The organism is Pseudomonas sp. TH37 (assembly GCF_016650735.1).
GTDB lineage: Bacteria > Pseudomonadota > Gammaproteobacteria > Pseudomonadales > Pseudomonadaceae > Aquipseudomonas > Aquipseudomonas farris.
Genome location: NZ_JAEKFD010000001.1, coordinates 548,360 through 572,643 on the forward strand (window position 1 = coordinate 548,360; position 24,284 = coordinate 572,643).

The window sequence follows — 24,284 nt, forward strand, 5'->3', positions numbered from 1 at the left end:
TACGATGGACGTAGCAAGCGGCGTGCCAATTCAAAAAAGCCCGTAAACCGGGGCTTTGCGCGCGATGGCAAGGCGGCAATGCCAGAAAAGCGGCAACCGATTTCCGCCGCCTGCCGCTTTTCTGCCGCTTATCACGATCGAAAGAACACCATCTCCCCCTGTGGGAGCGGGCTTGCCCGCGATGGCGGAGTGACAGGCAATGAAGATGTCGACTGACATGACGCTATCGCGGGCAAGCCCGCTCCCACAGGAGGTGTGGTGATTTTTAGAGATAATTACAGGCACAAAAAAACGGGAGCCCCCTGAGGACTCCCGTTTTTTATGCCGTCAACGAATCACTTCGCCTTGTAAATGATCCCCGGGCTGCACTGGACCATCTGGTAATGATCCGGCAAACCGTTCAGCGCTTCGGACGCACCAAGGAACAGATAACCGCCCGGCTTCAGCGTGCTGTGGATGCGCAACAGGATGTCTTTCTTCACCTCGGCAGAGAAGTAGATCAGCACGTTGCGGCAGAACACGATGTCGAACTTGCCCAGGCTCGCGTAGCTGTCCAGCAGGTTGAACGAGCGAAATTCCACCCGGCTCTTGATTGGCGCCTTGATGGCCCAGCGCCCCGGCCCTTTCGGGTCGAAGTAACGCTGAAGGCGCTCGGGCGACAGACCGCGACCGATGGCCAGGCTGTCGTACTCGCCGGTCTTGCAGTTGGTTAGCATGGTGCCGGACAGGTCCGTGGCAACGATCTGCACGCCCATCTTCAACTGGCCCATGTTGACCCGCTCGAACTCATCGATGGACATCGACAGCGAATACGGTTCCTGACCCGACGAGCATGCCGCCGACCAGATCCGCAGGCGCTGGCCAGGGGCTGCCTTGATCGCTTCAGGCAACACCTTGTTCTTCAAGACTTCAAACGGATAGGTGTCACGAAACCACAAGGTTTCGTTGGTGGTCATGGCATCCACCACCATCTCGCGCAAACCGCTGCGCGGCTGAGTCTGGATGCGCTGAACCAGCTCACCCAGCGATTTGATGCCCTGCTGTTCCATCAGTTTGTTGAGACGGCTCGAGACCAGGTATTGCTTGTTTTCACCGAGCAAAATGCCACAGGCTTTTTCCAGGAATACCCGGAACTGTTCGAAATCCAAATTACCTGTAGACAAAGATGCCGCCTCTTAAATCGTGTTGACCGCCAGGGGCAGAAGGCCCCTAGCTGTTATCTGCTGCTTTGATCCGGTCGACTACCCGGGATGCCAGGTCATCAGGACGGAATTTGGCCAGGAAGTCATCGGCACCGACCTTCTTGACCATCGCCTGATTGAACACACCCGACAACGAAGTATGCAGGATGATATGCAGCTTTTGCATGCGCGGGTCGTTGCGGATCTCGGCCGTCAGGGTGTACCCGTCCATCTCCGGCATCTCGATGTCGGAAATCATCATCAGGAACTCTTCTTCCGGCTTCTTGCCTTCGTCGACCAGCTTGCGCAGGTAATCCAGCGCTTGCCGACCGTCGTTCAACGCCACCACTTCGACGCCGACCGTTTGCAGGCAACGGGTCACCTGCTTGCGTGCCACCGACGAGTCATCGACCGTCAGCACGCGCAAGGACAACGCCTTGTGCTGAGTCTCGACATCCACCACGCCCACCGAAATCGCTTCCGGCGTAGGCGCCACTTCTGCCAGCACCTTCTCGACGTCGATGATTTCGACTAACTGATTGTCGACCCGAGTCACAGCCGTCAGGTAGTGATCGCGCCCGGTGCCCTTGGGTGGCGGATGAATCTCCTCCCAGTTCATGTTGACGATGCGCTCCACCGACCGAACCAGGAAACCCTGGGTCTTGGTGTTGTACTCCGTGATGATCACGAAGGGATTGCTTTGATCTTTCAGCGCTCCGGAACCGGTCGCCATCGCCAGATCCAGAATCGGAATGGTCGCCCCCCGAATATTTGCCACACCGCACACGACAGGACTGGACTTGGGCATCAGGGTCAGCTTGGGGCATTGCAGCACCTCACGAACCTTGAACACGTTGATCCCATACAGCTGCTGGCCGTCAAGACGGAACAACAACAGCTCAAGGCGATTCTGCCCTACCAGTTGCGTGCGCTGGTTCACCGAATCCATTACACCAGCCATGCCCAGACTCCTACACCAACGCTAAGTGTGTTGCGACGCACATTCATGACTAAACGGCACGGCGCTTGCTTTTTAACTCTTATGAACACAGAACCGACATTTTTCCGACGCCTGACATCAACCTGTCGCAGATTGCTCTGCGCGGTGTCGGCCGCTTGCCTGTTCAACGCTGGCAGCCCTGTCCTTGCTGACGCGGTTACCTTGCCTGACATGCTTATCGGCGTCACTCAGGGCTTTCTTGAATTCACCGTAGAAGACTATCTGGCCACGAGTCAAACACAAGGACGCTACGAGATCGAGGTCAACCAACTCGATCCGCGCCTGCGCATGCCTATGTGCGACAAGGAATTGACAGCCACCCTCGAGAGCCCCGCGAGGCCTCTGGGTCGGGTCACGGTCAAGGTTCGCTGCGACGGCGCCTCCCCCTGGACAGTCTTCGTACCCGCTCAAGTACGGCTGTTTCGCGACATCGTGACCACCACTCGCCCCCTCAAGCGCACAGGGATTATCGAGCCTCAGGACGTAACCCTTCGCGAACGCGATATCAGCTTGATAAATCAGGGTTTTCTGACCTCCGTCGATGAGGCGATCGGACAAAAACTTACCCGACCAATGGTCGCCGATCAGGTCATTACCCTGGTGCACCTCGAACAGGCGGAAGTGATTCGCAAGGGCGATCAGGTGGTGATTACCGCCCGCAGTGGTACGCTCAGTGTACGTATGCCGGGTGAAGCGTTGTCCAACGGCGGCATGAGCGAACAGATTCGCGTGAAAAACCTTAACTCCCAGCGGGTCATCAAGGCGCAAGTCACCGCGCCCGGCCAGGTGGAAGTTTCTATGTGAGCGGCCATGCAGGGCTCTGTGTCGTGAAGATATGGCGCGCCACTCGCCTGTTCCCTAAACTGTGCCGCATGCAGGACACGTGCTGGCGCATGCAAGCTCATTGATAAATGGGCCTAAAGTTTTCCGGGGAAGAGCCGAAAACATGGCAAGCGTCCAAATACCCAGAGGTTTTTTGTCATGGTCATCGATTTCAGTCGTTTAAACAGCTCCTCGTCACTTACGGGCAGTACACGTACCAGCGCTGCGAAGGAAACCGCCGAAGCCGGCCAATCCACGCCGCTGAATACCCCGGCCGAACAGGCCAGTACCACCAAAAGCGGGGAATCGGTACACCTCAGTAATGAGGCTCAACAGTTGCAGAAGGTCACTGACAAGCTGCGCGATCAGCCTGCCGTCGACAACGCCCGTGTGGCCGAGTTGAAAGCAGCGATTGCCGATGGCAGCTATAAAGTCGACAGCAACCGTGTAGCCAGCAAACTGCTCAACTTCGAAGCCCAGCGCTAGGCTACGGCCCGCGCCAGGCTTTTGGACGCTTAAAACCCAAGGCCAGCCATGCACGACACTAATTTACTGCAACTGATCATCGACGACTTTGCCCCGGCTCAACACCTGCTGGAGCTGCTGCAAACCGAGTCCCTCGCGCTGCACGGTCGCGACATGCCACTGCTCGAAGACATTCTGGCGCAGAAACAGGCAATGATCATTTTGCTCGAGCAGCATGGCCGCAAGCGCAGTGAAATCCTCACCAGCCTCAACCTGCCGACCAATCGCCAGGGCCTGGAGCAACTTGCCAGCCATTCGAGCATTGGCGACCAATTGCTGGCACAGAGTGACGTGCTGACCGACCTCCTGGCCCAATGCCAGGCCGCCAACGTTAACAATGGCCAGTCGATTCTGGTGCAGCAGGCCGCCACGGCCAACCAGCTGAAAATCCTCACCGGCGGCGAGCCGCCAGCGCTCTACGATGCCCGCGGTTCAACCTCCAAACTCGCAAAACCACGCCCGCTCAGTCAGGCTTGAGCCTTTCAATGAGCACGCTCTATCAAGACGCGACACATGCTGGCAGAATGATGGCCGGTAGTCATATTTGTCTGGAGATTGATATCCCGTGTTCAATGCCTTAAGCGCGGAAGAGGCTACGCAGCCTCCCAAGGTGCTCACCACGCCCTTGGAAATCTCCGGCAATCTGCGACAGCTGCAAGACAGCCATGATCCGCTGATCATCACGTTCCACGAGCGCAGCCAGCGCTTTCAGAGTTATCTGGTGGACGTCGACCGTGACAGCAAGATGATCACTCTGGACGAAATGATCCCTCGCGATGGCGAACGCTTTCTGCTGGCCGGCGAACCGTTCAAGGTCGAAGGCTTTCACGACGGCGTGCGCATCGCCTGGGAAAGCAACGGCCCGCTGACCATCGACGAATCCGGCGATGGCCGCTGCTACCGAGGCGCGCTGCCCGATGAGGTGGTTTATCACCAGCGCCGCAATGCTTTCCGCGCCGCGTTGAAGCTGGCGCAACTGGTCGATGTCGACCTCGGTGGTGAAAAACTCAAGTCGCCCGTCACAGGCAAATTGCTGGACATCTCCGCCACCGGCTGCAAGTTGCGCTTCGAAGGCGACATCACCGCCAGGCTGCAACTGGGCCAGGTCTACGACCGTTTCGTCGCTGCCCTGCCCTTCGGCAGCATGACGGCACCGGTCGAGCTGCGTTACCTGCACTTCGAAGAAAAGATCAACACCACCTTTGCCGGCGTGCGTTTTCACAACATAAGCGGCCTGGTGCAGCGGCAGGTCGAGCGGTTCGTCTATCAGCTTCAGCGCGAAGCGCGGCGCTTCGATAAAGACGACTTCTGAGACGCAACTTCCATAAAAAAACGGGCAGTCCCTTGTGGGGACTGCCCGTTTTTTTTATGCCTTGATCAAGGCCGAGCTTCGGTAAAGCTTTGCTCGCGCCCCGTGTCAGGGTCTTCGGGTTCCGAATCCGTTTCAGGTGCTGATTCGGGCTCGGCATCCGGATTGAAATCAGCCTCCGGGGTGACCGGGTTCTGCATCTGATCCTGCACCACCTGCTCATCGACTCGCGGGTCAAGGCAAGCGACCAGTGGCGAGCTCGACATACTGTCCGGCATGGCCACGTGATGCAGCGGAGCATCGTCTACCTGATGCAGGTTGGTGACCGCTTTCGGACGAATTCGCCACACCAGCACCAAGGCGAAGAAACTGAAGAAGGCATAGAGCATCTGACTGCCGAACAGCTTCATCAACACCCCGGCCACCAACGGCCCGATACTCGCGCCGACGCCGTAGGTCACCAACAGCATCGCCGTCAGCGACACTCGGCGATCACCCTCGACGTGGTCGTTGGAGAACGCCACCGCCAGCGGGTACAGGCAGAACTGCACCAACGAACAGAAGAACCCGGCGATGAACAGGACCTCCAGCGGCACCTGCCGCATGATTGCCAGCGGCAACGCAGCCAGCGCCAGGCTAAACGCGAAGCAGCGGATCAACAGCGCCCGGTCATAGCGGTCCGACAGCCAACCCAACGGCCACTGCACCACCAGGCCTGCAAAAATGCAGCTACCCATGAACAGACCGACCTGTTCGGTCGACAACCCTTGCTGCGAGGCATACAGCGGCGCCAGACCATAGAACGAACCGACGATCAATCCCGACCCCAACACCGTACTCAGTGACTGCGGCACGCGCTTGATGAAGAACCGTGGCTCCATCGGAGCCGGGTGCAAAGGCGCAGGGTGAATCCGCCGCGTCAGGGCCACTGGCACCAGGCACAGTGCGAAACACAGGGCGACCAGCATCAGCAGTTCCAGACCCAGGCCCGGGTGCATGACCAGAATCAGTTGACCCAACACCAACCCCAGGTACGAAGCGATCATGTAACCGCTGAACACCACGCCACGCTGCTTGGCTTCTGCCTGCTCATTGAGCCAGCTTTCGATCACCATGTACTGGCACATCATGCCCAGGCCGACGATCACCCGCAGGAACAGCCACGCGGGCAACCAGTCCACCAAGCCATGGCCCAGCACTGCCGCGCCGACGATCCCGGCGCAGGCTGAATAGGCTCGAATATGCCCGACCCGGGCAATCAGCCGGTGGCCGATCTTGCCACCCAGCACCAGGCCGAAATAGTTGGCCGCCATCAACGCACCGACCCACAGGCTGTCGACTTTATCGGCCGCCAGGCGCAGGGCAAGGTAAGTACTCAACAGGCCCGAGCCGATCAACATCATCAGCGAGGCGAAATAAAGCCCCCGAAAAGATTTCAAGATTTGGCGCATCGGCGTTCCGAGCGGCTCCTTGCAGTGAATATCGGACTATCGACAAACGATAGCCCGACGGCGACGTGTCGTCAGGCCTGGGCTGCTAGAACACGCCGTTCCCAGGGAGTAATTTCATCAAAGAAGCTGGTCAACTCCATGGTCTTCGAAGCGATGTAGCCTTCGATGAACTCCTTGCCGAACAGTTCCTTCGCCAATTGGCTACGTTTCAGACGTTCGAGAGCGGCATGCAAGGTACACGGCAACGAAAGATTATCCGGCACAACGAACTCACCCTGGATCGGCTCGCTCGGCTCCAGTTTGTTCTCGATGCCATACAACCCCGCGGCCAGGCTCGCGGCAATCGCCAGATACGGATTGGCATCGGCCCCCGGCAAGCGGTTTTCGACCCGACGAGCGACCGGTGAACTGGCCGGAATGCGCAGCCCGGCCGCGCGATTGTCGTGGGACCAGCAGGCATTATTCGGCGATGCGAAAGGATGGCACAGGCGCTGATAGGAGTTCACGTTCGGCGCAAACAGCGCGGTGAAATCCGCCAGGCCGGCCTGCTGACCACCGATGAAATGACGGAAGGTCGCGGTCGGCTCGCCGGCCTTGTCGCTGAAAACGTTACGCCCGGTGCCGATCTCCACGATGCTCTGGTGAATATGCATCGAACTGCCCGGCGTGTGCGCCAACGGCTTGGCCATGCAGACCACAGTCAGGCCATGCTTGAGCGCCACTTCTTTGAGCAGATGCTTGAACAACAAGGTCTGGTCGGCCAGCAGAAGCGGATCGCCGTGCAGCAGGTTGATCTCGAACTGGCTGACGCCCATCTCGTGCATGAAGGTATCGCGCGGCAAGCCCAGAGCCGCCATGCATTCGTAGACTTCATTGAAGAACGGCCGCAAGCCGTTATTGGAACTGACGCTGAACGCCGAATGACCGTCCTCGCGACGACCGTCCAGGCCCAGTGGCGGCTGGAAGGGTTGTGTCGGGTCAGGGTTGGGCGCGAAGACGAAGAATTCCAACTCGGTCGCCACCACCGGCGCCAGACCGAGAGCGGCGTATCGAGCAATCACGGCCTTGAGTTGGCCACGGGTCGACAATGGCGAGCTCTCGCCAGTCAGCTCGTCCGCATCGCAAATGGCCAGCGCCCGAGGCTGCTGGCTCCAGGGCAAGCGGTGGATCTGCGCGGGATCAGGCACCAGCGCCAGGTCGCCATCATCACTGCCGTAAAAGCGCGCCGGCGGATAACCGCCCATGATGCATTGCAGCAGCACTCCCCGCGCCATCTGCAAACGCCGCCCTTCAAGAAATCCTTCGGCGGTCATTACCTTGCCGCGTGGTACGCCGTTCAGGTCCGGCGTGACACATTCAATCTCATCAATGCCCGTCAATCGCTGCGCGAGTGAACGATGGCCATCGGTTGTCATGACGCAATCCTTGTTGTTGTACGAGCCGCGAACGGCGACTCGTACAAAATAGGCTCCGGCTGTTCGGAATATCAAGCAGCGTCAAACAAAAAGGTATTCAGGGGAGGTAAATGCTGAACACGCCGCCGCCCAATGGGCCGCCATTGCTGATTTCAGTGCGTCCGCCCACGCCATTGCGCTGATGCAACGCGGCAATCCGCCCGGCAAAGTACAGGCCCAGGCCGGTGCTGCCACTGCTGTGGTTGATGCCCTGCACATAATCGGCCTGACGCTCGATCATCTCGCCTGGAAAACCCTCGCCATCGTCATTGACGGTCAGCACCAGTTGCCCGGCCTCATCACTGACGCTGATCAACAAGGCATGGCGGGCGTAACGAATGGCGTTGTTGATGCTGTTGGCGAGCACCGAGGCAATCAGCTCACGGTCGAAGAAACCCAGCGGGCTCAACGGATCCACTTCATAGGTCGCGATGATGCCGCGGCTGGCGAACACTTCTTGGTGAGCCGCCAGTTGCGCCTCAATGAAATCATCCAGCTCATGGTAGGCCGGCTGCAACGGCATCTGGTTTACGCCGAGTTTGTACAGCCCCAGCAACTGCACCAGCATGCCGTTGAGATGGGCGAACTCGAAGTCGATCACACCCTGCTCGGGGGTGTGCTGCTCGGGATCGGGCAAGCGCGCCAGCCATTGACTGTGCGCCTGCATCAGCATGGCCAGAGAGTTCTTCATGTCATGCACGGTGGAGGCAATCACCGTGGAAAAGTCGAGTGACGGTTCGCTGTCGATCATTCGCCGAACGCCTTGATTTTCAGTTTCTGGTAGCGCGGATAACGCGCGTCGGTATCGGGCATCAGGCCGACGGTTTTCAGGCAGGAGCGACATTCTTCCAGTTCGGCCGACGGCACGCTGGTGTCGGTGCCATGCAGCAACGACTGCGCCATGTTCAGGGCAATACTGATGTTCTTCGGCTGCAGTGCCAGGGCTTTGCGGAATACGTCCCGGGCTTCCACCAGATTGCCGGTCTTGTACACCCGCACGCCCTGACGGTTGAGGTCGGCGGCCGCGTTGCTGGAGTTGAGGATGGTCGGGTCGTCGGTCAGCTTGGCGATGTCCTTCATCACGGCCGGATCGTCGCCGTAGATTTCCGCACAGTTTTTCAGCATCGACGCGCCGGCACTCGCCTGTCCCAGCATTTGCAGCTGCTTGGCGACCAGCAGCGCCGCTTCGGCGCTCATGAATTGCTCCATGCCATCGAGGCGCATCATCGCTTGTTCGGTGAGCTTCTCGGCGGTTTCGGCATCGTTGAGCAACAGGCTGGTGGCCTTCATCAGACGCGCACGAATCTGCAAACCGGGGTCGGAAGGATTCTCCTTCGCCACCGCACTCAGCGTTGTATTGATTTCTAGGCGGGTCCGGGTGTCCAGGCCCTTCTCACTGCCTTTGCTGATCAAGGCATGGGCCAGGCCGAGGTTGCTTTCCGCATCCTTGAAACGTGACTGCGCCCCTTGGGCCACGGCCTGGCGATAGGCTCTGGAGGCGGTATCAAAATCTTCGTTGGCCATCGCCAGCTTGCCCAGCAACGCTTGCCGGCGCACCGCCAACGGCGACAGCCGAATAGCCTCTTCCAAGACTCGCTGCGCCGCCTTGGTATCACCTTCGCAGACCAGCACATCGGCCATGCCATCGTAGAGGGCCGGCATCATCGGGAAGACTTTCAGGGCTTTTTCGTAAATGCCTTTGGCCTGGCTGACATGGCCGCGCTTGAACAGCAACTGGCCCAACCCGGCAAACGCCCAAGGCAAAGGCCGATCAGCAATGATGCTGTCGTACAGGCGCTCCAGCGCTTCGTTCTGGTTCAAGTCGCGCAACGCATCGGCGCGGTAACGCAGGCACAGCGGCGAGTAACGAATGTCCTGTTTGCACAGGGCGATGCAAGCATTGAGCACTTCAACCGGTTTGCCCCGGTCAAGGGCTTGCAGGATCGGTTTGAGCAAGGTTTTGCGCTGCTCCAGGCGCTCCAGGCGCTGGGCCAGGCCCGAACGGTTGAACGGCTTGGTCAGGTAAGCATCAGGCTCATGCTCCAGTGCGCTGAGCACCATGGCCTGGCTGGTTTCGGCGGTGACCATGACAAACACGCTTTCATGGCTGATCAGCTTCTCGATCATCAGGTCTTCAAGTACCTGCTGACCGTTCTTCTTGCCATCGCCCAGGTGGAAGTCCTGCAGGATGAAGTCGTAGGACTTCTGCGAGCACATGCGCAGCGCCTGTTCACCGGTATCAGCGGTGTCGACGTCCTTGACGCCCAGCTCCCGCAGCATGGACCTGACGGAACTGCGGAAATCCGAGAAATCATCGACGATCAGAAAACTCTTTTGGTGATACGACAGCATCGAAGATTTCCAGGCAATTTAAGAAGAACAACCCAAAGGCAACCACACGGGCGAGCTCGGTTTCGCGGCCTTTTTGGCGCGCAGATGATAGCGGGAGGCCATAGGCTATCAAGCAATTTCGCATAAACCCGTGATGACAGTTGCCGGCCGCCAGAAGTAAAAATGACAACGACTGGTCGGGTTATCGGCCAGTAGTCGCGTTCCCTTGAAGCAGTGGGAGTGCATTTGCGCATTTGGCTGTCATGACAGGCTCTCCATGTAAGTCGTCGGGTGGTTCGAGCATGAAAAAGCCCCGCCAGAAAGAACGCTCTGGCGGGGCTTTTTAACAGCAGAGTGCTGAAATCTGATGGTTTTCCAGGGCCGCACGACTCGACCAGCCCATGCCCCGCTTGGGTTTCAGCTCATTTTAGCTCCACCCGTGTTGAGTGCCCACGCCCTCTTCGCCAAAAACAAATCGACATAATATTGACACCATCACACCCGCCTGTCGGAATATTGGCACGTCGTACTGTTAGCTGCGGTTAACACCTTTACAAAGCCTGACCCCACAACTAAACACACATCAAACTGATATCAGGAAAGGCCGTATCCCTGAGTCAGTGCTACCTCAAAACACGGCCTCATCCAGCCATCATTTCAGGAGTCCCTGCCACATGGGTGCTCTCAGTCTATTGCGTGCCATGTGCAGCGCGGCCCCAGCCTCGGGCTCACATTCGCCCGACCTGTCCTGCGACCCGCTCCTCAAGCGCGGCGAATTTTTCCATCCCCGCAATACCCTCGCGCCTCTGCCGGCAGCGCCTGGCCCGTCAGGCCGGCGATGTCCGGCGGCCGCCTCGCACCACTCTTGAACGACCTGAGCGGTGCAAGAACCGGACTTCGTCCTGTTAGCAGTCCCTAGCGATTCTAAAAATAAAAAAATGGCATTTTCGGGAGAAAGACATGGCTACCACCACAACTACCAGCGGCGGCACCGTTACTTCGCTTTCCAACACTCCGCAGGCGCAGGACGACATTTTCACTACCGGTGTGATTGGCACGAGCACCGCGGCCATCACTGAAGACCTGCTGGGGGTCGTGTACCTGGACGTCATGTCCAATGACCTTGGCGGTAGCGCAAAGACACTTTGGTCACTCGATGACGCGACCAGTCTTTCTACTGCCACCAAGATTTATGCGCCGGCCGATCTCCTGATCCAGGACACGGGCAGAATTGAGGCGACGAGTACTGACACCAGTTTCAATGGGGCAAAGATCTGGATTACCTCGGACGGCAAGGTCGGCTACGACGCCGCAACGTTGTCGACTGCTTTCAAGGCACAACTCCAGTCGCTTGCCGCTGGAGCGTCCCTGACGGACAGCTTTACCTATGCGATTCGTCTCGGCAACGGCACGCTCAGCTGGGCCACTGCGCAGGTGCAGTTCGCTGGCATGAATGACAGTGTGACGATGACCATCGGCGTGCAGGCTGGCACGGTAACCGAAGATGCGACCACGACGCCGAGCCCGACCGACTCGCTGAGCACCTCGGGCACTATTGCCTTTAGCGATGTTGACCTGAGCGACACGCATACCGCCTCTTTCGTGGCTGCGGGAGGCAATGCCACCGCGCTGGGCAACTTCACCCTTGCATCAGTAACTGAAGCGGCCAACGCAGCCGACGGCACGGTTAACTGGACTTACGCCCTGGATAATGCGGCAGCCCAATCCCTGGCCCAGGGGCAGACTGTTACTGAAACCTATGTGGTCACCATCAGTGACGGGCACGGCTCATCGACCACGCAGAATGTGACTATCTCTATCACCGGCACCAACGACCAGGTGCAGATCACCAGCGGCGTACAAGCCGGCGATGCCGGGGAAGACAGCGGCGACTACGCAGCGAACGGCAGTATCACCTTCATCGACGTCGACCTGATCGACACACACAGCGTCAGCGTCACGCCGGGTGCTTCCGGCTATTTGGGCACCTTCACCACCAATCCCGTGAGTGACAGCACCGGCACGGGCAGTGGTTCGCTGGGTTGGAACTTCGCGGTGAACAACACCGCCCTGCAGTTCCTCGGCGAAGGCCAGATCGTCACGCAAACCTATAACGTGGCGATCGGCGACGGTGCAGTGCAGACCGTGACCATCACCATTACCGGCATCAACGATCAGGTGCAGATCACCAGCGGCGTGCAGGCTGGCGATGCCGGGGAAGACAGCGGCGACTACGCGGCCAGCGGCAGCATCACCTTCACCGACGTCGACCTGATCGATACCCACAGCGTCACTGTTACACCGGGCGCTTCCGGCTATCTGGGCAGCTTCACCACCAATCCACTGAGCGACAGCACCGGCACGGGCAACGGTTCGCTGGGCTGGAACTTTGCGGTGAACAACACCGCCCTGGAGTTCCTCGGCGAAGGCCAGAGCGTCACGCAAACCTATAACGTGGCGATCGGCGACGGCGCGGTGCAGACCGTGACCATTACGATTACCGGCGACAACGATCAGGTGCAGATCACCAGCGGCGTGCAGGCTGGCGATGCCGGGGAAGACAGCGGCGACTACGCGGCCAGCGGCAACATCACTTTCACCGACGTCGACCTGATCGACACCCACAGCGTCACCGTCACACCGGGTGCTTCCGGCTATCTGGGCAACTTCACCACCAATCCACTGAGCGACAGCACCGGCACGGGCAGCGGTTCGCTGGGGTGGAACTTCGCGGTGAACAACACCGCGTTGCAGTTCCTCGGCGAAGGCCAGAGCGTCACGCAAACCTATAACGTGGCGATCGGCGACGGCGCGGTGCAGACCGTGACCATTACGATTACCGGCGACAACGATCAGGTGCAGATCACCAGCGGCGTACAAGCCGGCGATGCCGGGGAAGACAGCGGCGACTACGCAGCCAGCGGCAACATCACCTTCACCGACGTCGACCTGATCGACACCCACAGCGTCACCGTCACACCGGGCGCTTCCGGCTATCTGGGCAATTTCACCACCAATCCACTGAGCGACAGCACCGGCACGGGCAGCGGTTCGCTGGGCTGGAACTTTGCGGTGAACAACACCGCCCTGCAGTTCCTCGGCGAAGGCCAGATCGTCACCCAAACCTATAACGTGGCGATCGGCGACGGCGCGCTGCAGACCGTGACCATCACGATTACCGGCACCAACGACCAGCCGACGCTGACGATTACCGACACCACCGGCGCGATGAGCGAAGGCAATGGCACGGCCACCCTGAGCGACAGCGGTGCACTGAGCTTTACCGATCTGGACAGTACCGACACAGTGACCGTGTCGCAGACCGCCAACAGCGACATCGCCTGGAGCGGCGGCATGCTCAATGCGACCGTGGCCTCGGCACTGGTGGCTGGTTTTTCGGTCGACCAGAACAGCTGGGACTACAGCAGCAATCAGAACCTCGACTTCCTCGGTGCGGGTGAAACCATCACCTTCTCGTACGCGGTGGTTGCTACCGACGATAGCGGCGCGGCTAATGCTGCCTCGGCGACGCAGACCGTCACCATCACTATCACCGGCACTAACGATGCGCCGGTGCTCAGCTTCGTGACGGGCAACGATGCCGGCGCAGTGCAGGAAGACACCGCGCTCAGCGTGAGCGGCCAGTTCAGCTCGGCCGACATCGATCATGCGGCGACGGCCACCTGGAGCATTGCCGGTACGAATACCGGCACCTACGGCTCGATCGCGGTGGACAGCACTGGCCAATGGACTTACACCCTGGCCAACGGCACCGATGGCATTGCCAGTGCGGTGCAGTCGCTGAAGGTGGGCGAGAGTCATGACGAAGTGTTCAGCGTGCAGGTCAGCGATGGCCTCGGCGGCGTGGACACTCAGTTGGTGACCGTCACCGTCACCGGCAGCAACGACGCGCCCGTGCTCAGCTTCGTGACGGGCAATGATGCCGGCGCAGTACAGGAAGACACCGCGCTCAGCGTCAGCGGTCAGTTCAGCTCGGCCGACATCGATCATGCTGCGACGGCCAGCTGGAGCATTGCCGGTACGAATACCGGCACCTACGGCTCGATCGCGGTGGACAGCACCGGCCAATGGACTTACACCCTGGCCAATGGCTCCGACGGAATCGCCAGCGCAGTGCAGTCGCTGAAGGCTGGCGAGAGTCATGATGAAGTGTTCAGCGTGCAGGTCAGCGATGGCCTCGGCGGCGTTGACACCCAACTGGTGACCGTCACCGTCAGCGGTACTAACGATGCGCCGGTCCTCAGCTTCGCGACAGGCAATGATGCTGGCGCAGTGCAGGAAGACACCGCGCTCAGCGTCAGTGGCCAGTTCAGTTCCGCCGATATCGATCACGCGGCCACAGCCAGCTGGAGCATTGCCGGTACGAATACCGGCATCTACGGCTCGATCGCGGTGGACAGCACCGGCCAATGGACTTACACCCTGGCCAACGGCACCGATGGTGTCGCCAGTGCGGTGCAGTCGCTGGGGGCTGGCGAAAGCCACGATGAAGTGTTCAGCGTGCAGGTCAGCGATGGCCTCGGTGGCGTAGACACCCAACTGGTGACCGTTACCGTTACCGGTACTAACGATGCGCCGGTCCTCAGCTTCGCGACAGGCAATGATGCTGGCGCAGTGCAGGAAGACACCGCGCTCAGCGTCAGCGGTCAGTTCAGTTCGGCCGATATCGATCACGCGGCCACAGCCAGCTGGAGCATTGCCGGTACGAATACCGGCATCTACGGCTCGATCGCGGTGGACAGCACCGGCCAATGGACTTACACCCTGGCCAATGGCTCCGACGGAATCGCCAGCGCAGTGCAGTCGCTGAAGGCTGGCGAGAGTCATGATGAAGTGTTCAGCGCGCAGGTCAGCGATGGCCTCGGCGGCGTTGACACCCAACTGGTGACCGTCACCGTCAGCGGTACTAACGATGCGCCGGTCCTCAGCTTCGCGACAGGCAATGATGCTGGCGCAGTGCAGGAAGACACCGCGCTCAGCGTCAGTGGCCAGTTCAGTTCCGCCGATATCGATCACGCGGCCACAGCCAGCTGGAGCATTGCCGGTACGAATACCGGCACCTACGGCTCGATCGCGGTGGACAGCACCGGCCAATGGACTTACACCCTGGCCAACGGCACCGATGGCATTGCCAGTGCGGTGCAGTCGCTGAAGGTGGGCGAGAGTCATGATGAAGTGTTCAGCGTGCAGGTCAGCGATGACCTGGGCGGCATGGACACCCAACTGGTGACCGTTACCGTCAGCGGCACTAACGATGCGCCGGTCCTCAGCTTCGCGACAGGCAATGATGCTGGCGCAGTGCAGGAAGACACCACGCTCAGCGTCAGTGGCCAGTTCAGTTCGGCCGATATCGATCACGCGGCCACAGCCAGCTGGAGCATTGCCGGTACGAATACCGGCATCTACGGCTCGATCGCGGTGGACAGCACCGGCCAATGGACTTACACCCTGGCCAACGGCACCGATGGCATTGCCAGTGCGGTGCAGTCGCTGAAGGTGGGCGAGAGTCATGATGAAGTGTTCAGCGTGCAGGTCAGCGATGGCCTCGGCGGCGTTGACACCCAACTGGTGACCGTCACCGTCAGCGGTACTAACGACGCGGCCGTGTTGTCCTCGGCTAACGTCACGCTGACCGAAACCAATGCTCCGCTGACCACCAGCGGCAGCCTGACCATCAGCGATGTCGACAGCGCCGCAACCTTTATTGTCCAGTCCAACACCGCCGGCAGCTACGGCCAGTTCTCCATCGGCACGGATGGTGCCTGGAGCTATGTCGCCGACTCTGCCCACAACGAGTTCATCGCCGGCACCACCTACACTGACACCTTCGCGGTGAGCAGTGCCGACGGCACCGTCACCTCGGTCACCGTCAATATCCTCGGGACCAACGATGCCGCGGTGTTGTCCGCCGACATCGCCAACCTGACCGAAACCAATGCCCCGCTGACCACCAGCGGCAGCCTGACCATCAGCGATGTCGACAGCGCGGCGACCTTCGTCGCGCAGCCTGGCACCACCGGCAATTACGGCCAGTTCTCCATCGGCACCAATGGTGCCTGGAGCTATGTCGCCGACTCCGCTCACAACGAGTTTGTCGCCGGCACCACCTACACTGACACCTTCGCGGTGAGCAGTGCCGACGGCACCATCACCTCGGTCAGCGTGCATATCCTCGGCACCAACGATGCCGCGGTGCTGTCCGCCGATAGCGTCAACCTGACCGAAACCAATGCCCCGCTGACCACCAGCGGCAGCCTGACCATCAGCGATGTCGACAGCGCGGCGACCTTCGTCGCGCAGCCTGGCACCGCCGGCAATTACGGCCAGTTCTCCATCGGCACCAATGGTGCCTGGAGCTATGTCGCCGACTCCGCTCACAACGAGTTTGTCGCCGGCACCACCTACACCGACACCTTCGCGGTGAGCAGTGCCGACGGCACCGTCACCTCGGTCACCGTCAATATCCTCGGGACCAACGATGCCGCGGTGTTGTCCGCCGACATCGCCAACCTGACCGAAACCAATGCCCCGCTGACCACCAGCGGCAGCCTGACCATCAGCGATGTCGACAGCGCGGCGACCTTCGTCGCGCAGCCTGGCACCGCCGGCAGTTATGGCCAGTTCTCCATCGGCACTAATGGTGCCTGGAGCTATGTCGCCGACTCCGCTCACAACGAGTTTGTCGCCGGCACCACCTACACTGACACCTTCGCGGTGAGCAGTGCCGACGGCACCGTCACCTCGGTCACCGTCAATATCCTCGGGACCAACGATGCCGCGGTGTTGTCCGCCGACATCGCCAACCTGACCGAAACCAATGCCCCGCTGACCACCAACGGTACGCTGACCATCAGTGACGTCGACAGTGCCGCGACCTTCGTCACCCAGACCAACACCGCCGGCAACTATGGCCAGTTCTCCATCGGCACCAATGGTGCCTGGACCTATGTCGCCGACTCCGCCCACAACGAGTTCGTCGCCGGCACCACCTACACCGACACCTTCGCGGTGAACAGTGCCGACGGCACCCTCACTTCGGTCACCGTGCATATCCTCGGGACCAACGACGCTGCCGTGCTGTCCTCGGCCAGCATCACGCTGACCGAAACCAATGCCCCACTGACCACCAGCGGCAGCCTGACCATCAGCGACATCGACAGCCCGGAAACCTTCCAGGCCCAATCCGGTACCGCCGGCGCCAACGGAACCTTCGCCATCAATACCGCGGGCAACTGGAGCTATACCGCCAACTCGGCCTTCGATGCACTAAATGTCGGCGACAGCCTGACCGACACCTTCACGGTACTTAGCGCCGACGGCACCGCGACCGCGGTGACGGTCACCATCAACGGCAGCAACGACGCCGCCGTACTGTCCTCAGCCAGTGTCACGCTGACCGAAACCAATGCCCCGCTGACCACAGCTGGCACCCTCACCATCAGCGACGTCGACAGCCCGGAAACCTTCCAGGCCCAATCCGGTACCGCCGGCGCCAACGGAACCTTCGCCATCGATGCCGCAGGCAACTGGAGCTATACCGCCAACTCGGCCTTCGACTCACTTAATGTCGGCGACAGCCTGACCGACACCTTCACGGTACTTAGCGCCGACGGCACCGCGACTGCGGTGACGGTGACCATCAACGGCAGCAACGACTCCCCGACAATCACCTCGAACGGTGGTGGTGCGACGGCCTCGGTCAGCGTGGCGGAGAACACCACGGCAGTTACGACGGTGGTAGCAACCGACGTTGATCTTCCGGCACAAGCCCTGAGCTACAGCATCGTCGGCGGAGCGGATGCCGCGAAGTTCTCGATCGTTTCAGGCACCGGCGCACTGAGCTTTGTCTCTGCGCCCAACTTTGAGGCGCCGACTGACTCGGGAACGAACAACGTCTATGACGTGATCGTACGGGCGTCGGACGGCACGCTGTTTGATGACCAGACGATCGCCGTGAGCGTAACGGGCGTCAATGACAACAGCCCGGTGATCACCTCCAACGGTGGTGGTGCGACGGCTTCGGTCAACGTGGCGGAGAACACCACAGCGGTCACGACAGTGACGGCGACAGACGCTGATCTGCCGGCGCAAACCCTGAGCTACTCGATCCTGAATACGGCCGGGACGGACTTCAGCAAGTTCTCGATCAGTTCGAGCGGGGTGCTGACGTTCAATTCGGCGCCGGATTACGAGAATGCCCAGGATGTCGGTGGTGCTGACGGTGACAATGCCTATGTTGTGGACGTTCTGGTGGCGGACGGCAATGGCGGGACCGACACCCAGACGATTACGGTAAACGTGCAGAACGTAGTTGAGACTCCAGTTGATACCGTGGCACCGACGGTGACAGTGACGGGGACGGCGTTAGGGAATTCGATCGGCTCAGTATCGACAGTCACTTTCCAGTTCAGTGAGACAGTAAGCGGTTTCAACCTTGCAGACGTCACGGTGAGTGCATCGGGGCCAACGCCCCGCGGAACCTGGAGTAACTTCACGCAGGTAGACGGCGATACCTACACGGCGACGCTGACTAGAACGCTGATCGGTAGCGTGAAAGTCGACGTTACCGCGAACAGCTACACCGACCTAGCGGGCAATGCTGGTGCTGCCGGGAGCAGTGCAAACCTTCCGGCAGGCGTTGCCGGCGAACCCATCAATCTAGCCCTCACCACTCCGTCGACCGATGTTAGTGGCCCGATAACGGTATCCATCAGTGGTGTTCCCTCGGGATGGATATTCAATGCGGGAACCGACAACGGCGACGGCACCTGGACCGTGCAGACCAGCGATCCTGGCACATTGACTGTGACAACCCCAAGCGACTTCGCGGGAGCGTTGGTGCTTGATGTCAACATGTACTGGAGCAATAGTGACGGCAGCGACGGCAGCGCCTATGTGTTCAACAACATCGAAGTCTATGCCCCCGGCGCGCCCATCTTCGCCTTGTCCGCTGACGACAACCTGACCGGCTCGACTGGTGCCGACACTTTCGTCTTCGCCCAGCCGATCGGCAACAACCAGATCTACAGTTTCGATATCACGGCGGACAAGATCGACTTGATCGGCTTCGCGGGCGTCAACGGCTTTGCTGATTTGAGTATCACTAACGACGCCAACGGCAATGCGCTGGTCAGCATCAGCTCCGGCCAGTCGGTCACCCTTAAAGGTATCGATGCGGCAGACTTGAGCGAAACGAACTTCCAGTTCGATGTGGATCCGGTCATGACCAATACCGGTACCCTCACCATTGCCGACGGCGCGATCATGCCGTTCGGTGGCAGCATTCATAACAGCGGCACCATTGAACTCGGCTCCACCGGCAGCGAGACCAATCTTGAGATTCTGTTCCGTGGCGCGACCTTGACCGGTGGCGGTCAGGTGCAGCTATCCGACAGCGCACAAAACGTGATTTTCGGCGGCAGCGCCGACACCGTCCTGACCAACGTCGACAACCGCATTTCCGGCGCCGGCCAGTTGGGCGCCGGGCAGATGGTGCTGGTCAATGCGGGGTTGATCCTGGCCAGTGGGCTGAACAGCCTGGTGCTCGACACCGGCACCCACACCATCACCAACAGCGGGGTGCTGGAGTCTACGGGTGAAGGCGGCATGACGGTGGCCAGTGCGGTCGACAACTCCGGCCACTTATGGGCCAACGGCGGCGACATGCGCCTGCTGGCCGACGTGATGGGCAACGGCAGCGCCACCATCGACGGCGATGCGACACTGACCTTTTCTGGCGCGGCACACGGGTCCGTCGCGTTCCACGGCGAAGGCGCGGGCACACTGGTGATCGCACAGGCCGAAGCTGCGGGCTCGCTGGTCGGCATCCTCGGTCTGGAGAGCGATGACATGCTGACCTTCAGCGATCTCGCCTTCGGCGCCAACACCCAGCTCACCTACAACGCCAACGCCTCTGGTGCCGGCGGCCTGCTGACGGTGGACGACGGCGTGCATCGGGCCGAGGTGAACTTGCTGGGACACTACACAGTGGATGACTTCCAGGCCACCGACGGCGGCGAGGCCGGTACCCAAGTCAGTTACAGCGGCGAATCCAGCGGCACACTGGTGGGCAGCATGGCGGCGGACGTACTCAGTGGCGGCGACGGCAACGACATCCTCGCGGGTCGTGGTGGGGAGGACACGCTCAGCGGTGGCGCGGGAGCCGATATGTTCGCCTATCTCAATGTGGCTGAAGGCGGAGATACCATCCTTGACTACAACTTCGCCGAAGGTGACGCGCTCGACCTCTCTGCACTGCTCAGCGCCAACTTCGTTAGCGGTGTCAGCCAAGCGTCCGACTTCGTCCAACTAGCGCAGTCCGGCAGTGACATCACCGTGAAGGTGGATGCCGATGGCGCAGCCAATGGTACGAACTTCGCCGATGTGGCAGTCCTTGCCAACACGGGCACGAGCGGTACCGATCTGGTGCGCACCTGGTTTGGGGAGGGTGACCATACGCTGACGGCGTGATGTTGGGCTGGAGTTGAATCCACCTGCAGACAGCCACAAAAAAGCCCCACCAGATCGTTCTGCGCAGGGCTTTCAAATATATGGTGTCCCAGGGCAGGTTCGAACTGCCAACCTTCCCCTTAGGAGGGGGATGCTCTATCCAATTGAGCTACTGAGACACAAGTCGCCCGCAAAGGAATGCGCAGCGATGGACGGCGTGCATGTTAACGGGCAGGCCCGCTTTTGTCATGTCGTCCGTAGGGCTTTTTAAGTGTAGGCAGACGCCTCACGGTAGCGTGGCTTTGTTTACCGTGCAAATTGCATCACCGCAAAATGCCATCATTGCAAAATGCAATGCAGCCATTTGGCAAAAATATCTTAATTCATTGTTTTTAAAGGATTTAATAGCCGTTAAACTTTTGGCATGCAGGCTGCTTCGGCTGTTTCTCACAGAACACAGGAGGTCAGCCCTATGAACAGCGCTCTGTTAGTCGCAAACGCGGTCGCTTTGGCGGTTCTGGTGGGTTTTCATTTCTTCCCCGAAAACGATGTTGCGACGATTGCTCAACGCATCCCCCATTACCTGCAACTGCAAAAAACACCGCAGTTGGCAGTCATGAGCGATCAACGCGGTTTTGTCAGCCAAGAGGTGAGCCAGGAGACTATTCAGCTGCGCACACAGTCTTTTGAACGCTTGATATTTTGAATCACCCCATCAGGAGCACAGCATGTCCAAATCAGCCGCAGGATTTTTCATCCTCGCTTTACTGAGTGGCATCCTTCATCTGTCATTGGTCGAGGACACGGTCGTCACCCTGCCCCTGATTGCTTGCGGCGTGTTCGGTGCCCTGTTCGTGCTGGCGCTGATCGCCGGGCGCAAAATCAAATTCGATCCGGTGTTGCGCTGAGGCTCAGCAGCTTCAGAAGATTGGCAACAGTGCCAGCAAGGTCGCCGGAGTTATCGAGTCGGCGGATCTGCGTATCACCGATTGAATCGTCAGCCGTGAACAGCCCATTACGGCGCAGTCTTGCTTCAATTTCTGCCGGGCTTTCACGCCCCCGCCGCAGCAGACGCTCGCGCAGGGCTTCATCCTTGACCGTCAACAACACCGGCAATAGCGTGGGATAGCGCTGTTGCGCTTCTGCCAGGTGCCCGCGAGAACCGTTGATCAACACATCGCGACCGTCCGCGAGCCATTGGTCTATGCGCACAGGAATACCGTAACTCAGCCCATTGGCTTGCCACGACAATGCAAAATCCCCTTTGGCTCTGCGTCGCTCGAACTCTTCGCGGGAAACCTCGATGGCGTCTTCACCCACGGACTCCGCCGAGCGCGTGATAACGCGGCGCACGACTTCACAATTGCCTGCGCGCAACGGCTCGCGAGCTGCTTCGATGAGGCTGTCCTTGCCGGATCCCGAAGGCCCCATTAAATAAATCAGCCTGCCATCCATCCTTAAATCATCCCGCGCCACGTGCCCACACTAGTAAATCGGCCAATTGCCACTATCCTGTATAAGGTAAGGAACAAGGATCGAATCCGCATAGCATGCACCTTCAGGCGTCTTCGGGCATCACCTGTCGGGCAAGAGGACGCGGTTCAGCGATACGGACTCATGGATTATTTTCAAACCAGTCCGCATTTCTGATAATAGGTGCTGGCATTAAGCCTTTACCCAGATCAATATTTGTCACAGAATTGACGCCAATGATCTGGCTAATTTGAGGCATGATGCGCGCCTCTATCAATTCAGGTTGAACATTTGGCCGGAGTGCTTGTCCTATCTGACATCCTGCGGCCTATCCCGAGAACCGCTCCCCTGAACTAACCGGTTAAATATATGCGCCCATTGAAACAGGCAATTTATTCCAGCCGTACGGCTGACAAGTTCGTCGTACGTCTGCCAGACGGAATGCGTGAACGCATTGCCGAGGTGGCTCGCAATCATCATCGCAGCATGAACTCCGAAATCATCGCGCGCCTTGAGCAGAGTCTTATTCAGGAAGGCGCGTTGGGTGAAGAATTGAGCATGCGCCTGGACAGCCCCGAGCTGTCATTGCATGAACGCGAACTGCTGCAACGCTTCCGCCAACTCTCCCACCGTCAGCAAAACGCTCTGGTTTCGCTGATCGCCCATGACGCCGAAATGGCCGCAGACGCTTCCTGATTCATCCCGAAAGCTCAAGCCAGCGTAATTGCTGGCTTTTTTTTGCCTGAAATCTGGCTAAAAAAAACCCGCCGATCAGGCGGGTTGTTTTTGAAGCAGGACGTTAAAGCAGGAAAATCGTTGCCAGCCCGAGGAAGATGAAAAAGCCACCGCTGTCAGTCATGGCAGTGATCATCACACTGGCGCCCATTGCCGGGTCGCGCCCAAGCCTCGCCAGGGTCATCGGAATCAAAACCCCCATCAATGCCGCAAGCAACAGGTTAAGCGTCATGGCGGCGGTCATCACCACGCCCAGGGACCAACTGCCATAAAGCAGATAAGCCACCACACCAATCACGCCGCCCCAGACCAAACCATTGATCAAACCAACCGCCAACTCCTTGCGCATCAGCCGCGACGTATTGCCGGTACTGACCTGGTCCAGCGCCATGGCCCGAACGATCATGGTGATCGTCTGGTTACCCGAGTTGCCACCAATACCGGCAACGATCGGCATCAATGCCGCAAGTGCTACCAGTTTCTCGATAGAGCCCTCGAACAGGCCGATCACCCGGGATGCAATGAACGCGGTAATCAGGTTCACCGCCAGCCAAGCCCAACGGTTACGCAGGGATTTCCAGACTGACGCAAAAATATCTTCTTCTTCACGCAGACCCGCCATGTTGAGAACTTCGTTTTCGCTCTCTTCACGAATCAGGTCGACCATTTCATCGATGGTCAGACGACCGATCAGCTTGCCGTTCTTGTCGACCACGGGGGCCGAGATCAAGTCATAACGTTCGAATGCTTGAGCGGCCTCGTAAGCGTCTTCGTCCGGATGAAAACTCACCGGGTCGCTGGCCATGACTTCCGAAACTTGCTTTTCCGGGTCGTTGACCAGCAGACGCTTGATCGGCAACACGCCCTTGAGCACGCCGTCGTAATCGACCACGAACAGTTTGTCGGTGTGGCTCGGCAGCTCCTTGAGACGGCGCAGGTAGCGCAAAACCACTTCGAGACTGACATCCTCACGGATGGTCACCATCTCGAAGTCCATCAGCGCACCGACCTGCTCCTCGTCATAGGACAACGCGGAGCGGACGCGCTCACGCTGTTGACCATCGAGGGTTTCCATCAGCTCGTGGACGACGTCTCGCGGCAGCTCGGAGGCCAGGTCAGCGAGTTCGTCGGCATCCATGTCCTTGGCTGCTGCCAGGAGCTCGTGATCGTCCATGTCGGCGATCAGGGTTTCACGAACCGAATCGGATACTTCGAGCAGAATGTCGCCGTCGCGATCGGCCTTGACCAATTGCCAGACGGTCAGACGATCGTCCAGTGGCAAGGCTTCAAGAATGTAGGCAACGTCGGCGGAGTGCAGATCATCGAGCTTGCGCTGCAACTCGACGAGGTTTTGCCGGTGAACCAGGTTCTCGACCCGGTCGTGATGCGGACCTTCCTGGCGATGAGTCAGGTCTTCGACCACCCGCTGGCGCTGCAGCAGCTCAACGACTTGAGCGAGGCGGTCCTGCAAGCTTTCCTGCGTTTTCTTTACTTCAACTTCAGACATAGGCGAACTCCACTCCCAGCAGCGGG

Annotated in this window: 17 protein-coding genes and 1 tRNA gene; 8 read left to right on the forward strand and 10 right to left on the reverse strand. The window is 59.5% G+C overall.

Annotated elements, in window-relative coordinates:
• Positions 1-30 precede the first annotated feature (30 nt).
• The 3 genes from JFU11_RS02595 to JFU11_RS02605 all read right to left on the reverse strand — a co-directional run bounded on the left by JFU11_RS02595 (position 31) and on the right by JFU11_RS02605 (position 2,142).
• The gene (locus JFU11_RS02595; protein WP_201059656.1) at positions 31-219 is read right to left on the reverse strand and encodes a hypothetical protein; all 189 of its coding nucleotides are present in this window, start codon (positions 217-219) and stop codon (positions 31-33) included.
• 116 nt (positions 220-335) lie between these two features.
• Positions 336-1,163 (reverse strand): protein-glutamate O-methyltransferase CheR, encoded by an 828-nt coding sequence (gene cheR, locus JFU11_RS02600; RefSeq protein ID WP_052966597.1) that lies wholly within the window; start codon positions 1,161-1,163, stop codon positions 336-338.
• Positions 1,164-1,209: 46 nt separating this feature from the next.
• Positions 1,210-2,142 (reverse strand): chemotaxis protein CheV, encoded by a 933-nt coding sequence (locus JFU11_RS02605; protein ID WP_123720606.1) that lies wholly within the window; start codon positions 2,140-2,142, stop codon positions 1,210-1,212.
• A gap of 81 nt (positions 2,143-2,223) precedes the next feature.
• Here JFU11_RS02605 and flgA point away from each other — a divergent pair, with 81 nt between their 5' ends.
• The 4 genes from flgA to JFU11_RS02625 all read left to right on the forward strand — a co-directional run bounded on the left by flgA (position 2,224) and on the right by JFU11_RS02625 (position 4,840).
• On the forward strand, positions 2,224-2,985 hold the full coding sequence (gene flgA, locus JFU11_RS02610; protein WP_123720605.1) for a flagellar basal body P-ring formation chaperone FlgA: 762 nt from the start codon (positions 2,224-2,226) through the stop codon (positions 2,983-2,985).
• A gap of 177 nt (positions 2,986-3,162) precedes the next feature.
• Positions 3,163-3,489, forward strand: coding sequence for a flagellar biosynthesis anti-sigma factor FlgM (flgM, locus tag JFU11_RS02615; protein WP_008071796.1), 327 nt, complete (start codon positions 3,163-3,165; stop codon positions 3,487-3,489).
• Positions 3,490-3,537: 48 nt separating this feature from the next.
• Positions 3,538-4,005 carry a flagellar protein FlgN gene (locus JFU11_RS02620; RefSeq protein ID WP_123720604.1) on the forward strand — a complete coding sequence of 156 codons (468 nt, stop codon included), beginning with the start codon at positions 3,538-3,540 and terminating at the stop codon, positions 4,003-4,005.
• A gap of 88 nt (positions 4,006-4,093) precedes the next feature.
• On the forward strand, positions 4,094-4,840 hold the full coding sequence (locus tag JFU11_RS02625) for a flagellar brake protein (RefSeq protein WP_123720603.1): 747 nt from the start codon (positions 4,094-4,096) through the stop codon (positions 4,838-4,840).
• A gap of 65 nt (positions 4,841-4,905) precedes the next feature.
• Here the strand turns inward: JFU11_RS02625 and JFU11_RS02630 are convergent, their stop codons facing one another.
• The 4 genes from JFU11_RS02630 to JFU11_RS02645 form a co-directional block, all read right to left on the reverse strand.
• Positions 4,906-6,288, reverse strand: a complete 1,383-nt coding sequence (locus JFU11_RS02630; RefSeq protein ID WP_201059659.1) for an MFS transporter — start codon at positions 6,286-6,288, stop codon at positions 4,906-4,908.
• 71 nt (positions 6,289-6,359) lie between these two features.
• On the reverse strand, positions 6,360-7,601 hold the full coding sequence (locus JFU11_RS02635; protein WP_201121232.1) for a glutamine synthetase family protein: 1,242 nt from the start codon (positions 7,599-7,601) through the stop codon (positions 6,360-6,362).
• A 199-nt stretch (positions 7,602-7,800) separates the two neighbouring features.
• Positions 7,801-8,493: a HAMP domain-containing sensor histidine kinase gene (locus JFU11_RS02640; protein WP_201059663.1), complete on the reverse strand. Its 693-nt coding sequence runs from the start codon at positions 8,491-8,493 to the stop codon at positions 7,801-7,803.
• Complete coding sequence (locus tag JFU11_RS02645) at positions 8,490-10,094, reverse strand: tetratricopeptide repeat-containing response regulator (protein WP_201059665.1); 1,605 nt, start codon at positions 10,092-10,094, stop codon at positions 8,490-8,492. The genes JFU11_RS02640 and JFU11_RS02645 overlap by 4 nt, the downstream gene beginning before the upstream one ends.
• 939 nt (positions 10,095-11,033) lie before the next feature.
• Here JFU11_RS02645 and JFU11_RS02650 point away from each other — a divergent pair.
• Positions 11,034-20,564 carry a VCBS domain-containing protein gene (locus JFU11_RS02650; protein ID WP_201059667.1) on the forward strand — a complete coding sequence of 3,177 codons (9,531 nt, stop codon included), beginning with the start codon at positions 11,034-11,036 and terminating at the stop codon, positions 20,562-20,564.
• 81 nt (positions 20,565-20,645) lie between these two features.
• Here the strand turns inward: JFU11_RS02650 and JFU11_RS02655 are convergent.
• Positions 20,646-20,722 (reverse strand) — tRNA-Arg (locus JFU11_RS02655).
• Between the two features lie 293 nt (positions 20,723-21,015).
• Here JFU11_RS02655 and JFU11_RS02660 point away from each other — a divergent pair.
• Together JFU11_RS02660 and JFU11_RS02665 are read left to right on the forward strand one after the other, a co-directional pair.
• Complete coding sequence (locus JFU11_RS02660) at positions 21,016-21,249, forward strand: hypothetical protein (RefSeq protein ID WP_123721861.1); 234 nt, start codon at positions 21,016-21,018, stop codon at positions 21,247-21,249.
• 22 nt (positions 21,250-21,271) lie between these two features.
• Positions 21,272-21,451, forward strand: a complete 180-nt coding sequence (locus JFU11_RS02665) for a PA3371 family protein (RefSeq protein WP_095630445.1) — start codon at positions 21,272-21,274, stop codon at positions 21,449-21,451.
• On the opposite strand, the gene phnN is transcribed toward JFU11_RS02665, so the two are convergent.
• Positions 21,426-21,998, reverse strand: coding sequence for a phosphonate metabolism protein/1,5-bisphosphokinase (PRPP-forming) PhnN (phnN, locus tag JFU11_RS02670; RefSeq protein ID WP_123721862.1), 573 nt, complete (start codon positions 21,996-21,998; stop codon positions 21,426-21,428). The two genes, JFU11_RS02665 and phnN, sit on opposite strands and share 26 nt — an antisense overlap.
• A 387-nt stretch (positions 21,999-22,385) precedes the next feature.
• Between phnN and JFU11_RS02675 the strand changes: the two genes are divergently transcribed.
• Positions 22,386-22,712 (forward strand): Arc family DNA-binding protein, encoded by a 327-nt coding sequence (locus JFU11_RS02675; protein WP_003178899.1) that lies wholly within the window; start codon positions 22,386-22,388, stop codon positions 22,710-22,712.
• A gap of 103 nt (positions 22,713-22,815) precedes the next feature.
• Here the strand turns inward: JFU11_RS02675 and mgtE are convergent, their stop codons facing one another.
• Entirely contained in the window at positions 22,816-24,258 is a 1,443-nt protein-coding gene (gene mgtE / locus JFU11_RS02680) for a magnesium transporter (RefSeq protein ID WP_052966531.1), read from the reverse strand.
• Between the last annotated feature and the right edge of the window lie 26 nt (positions 24,259-24,284).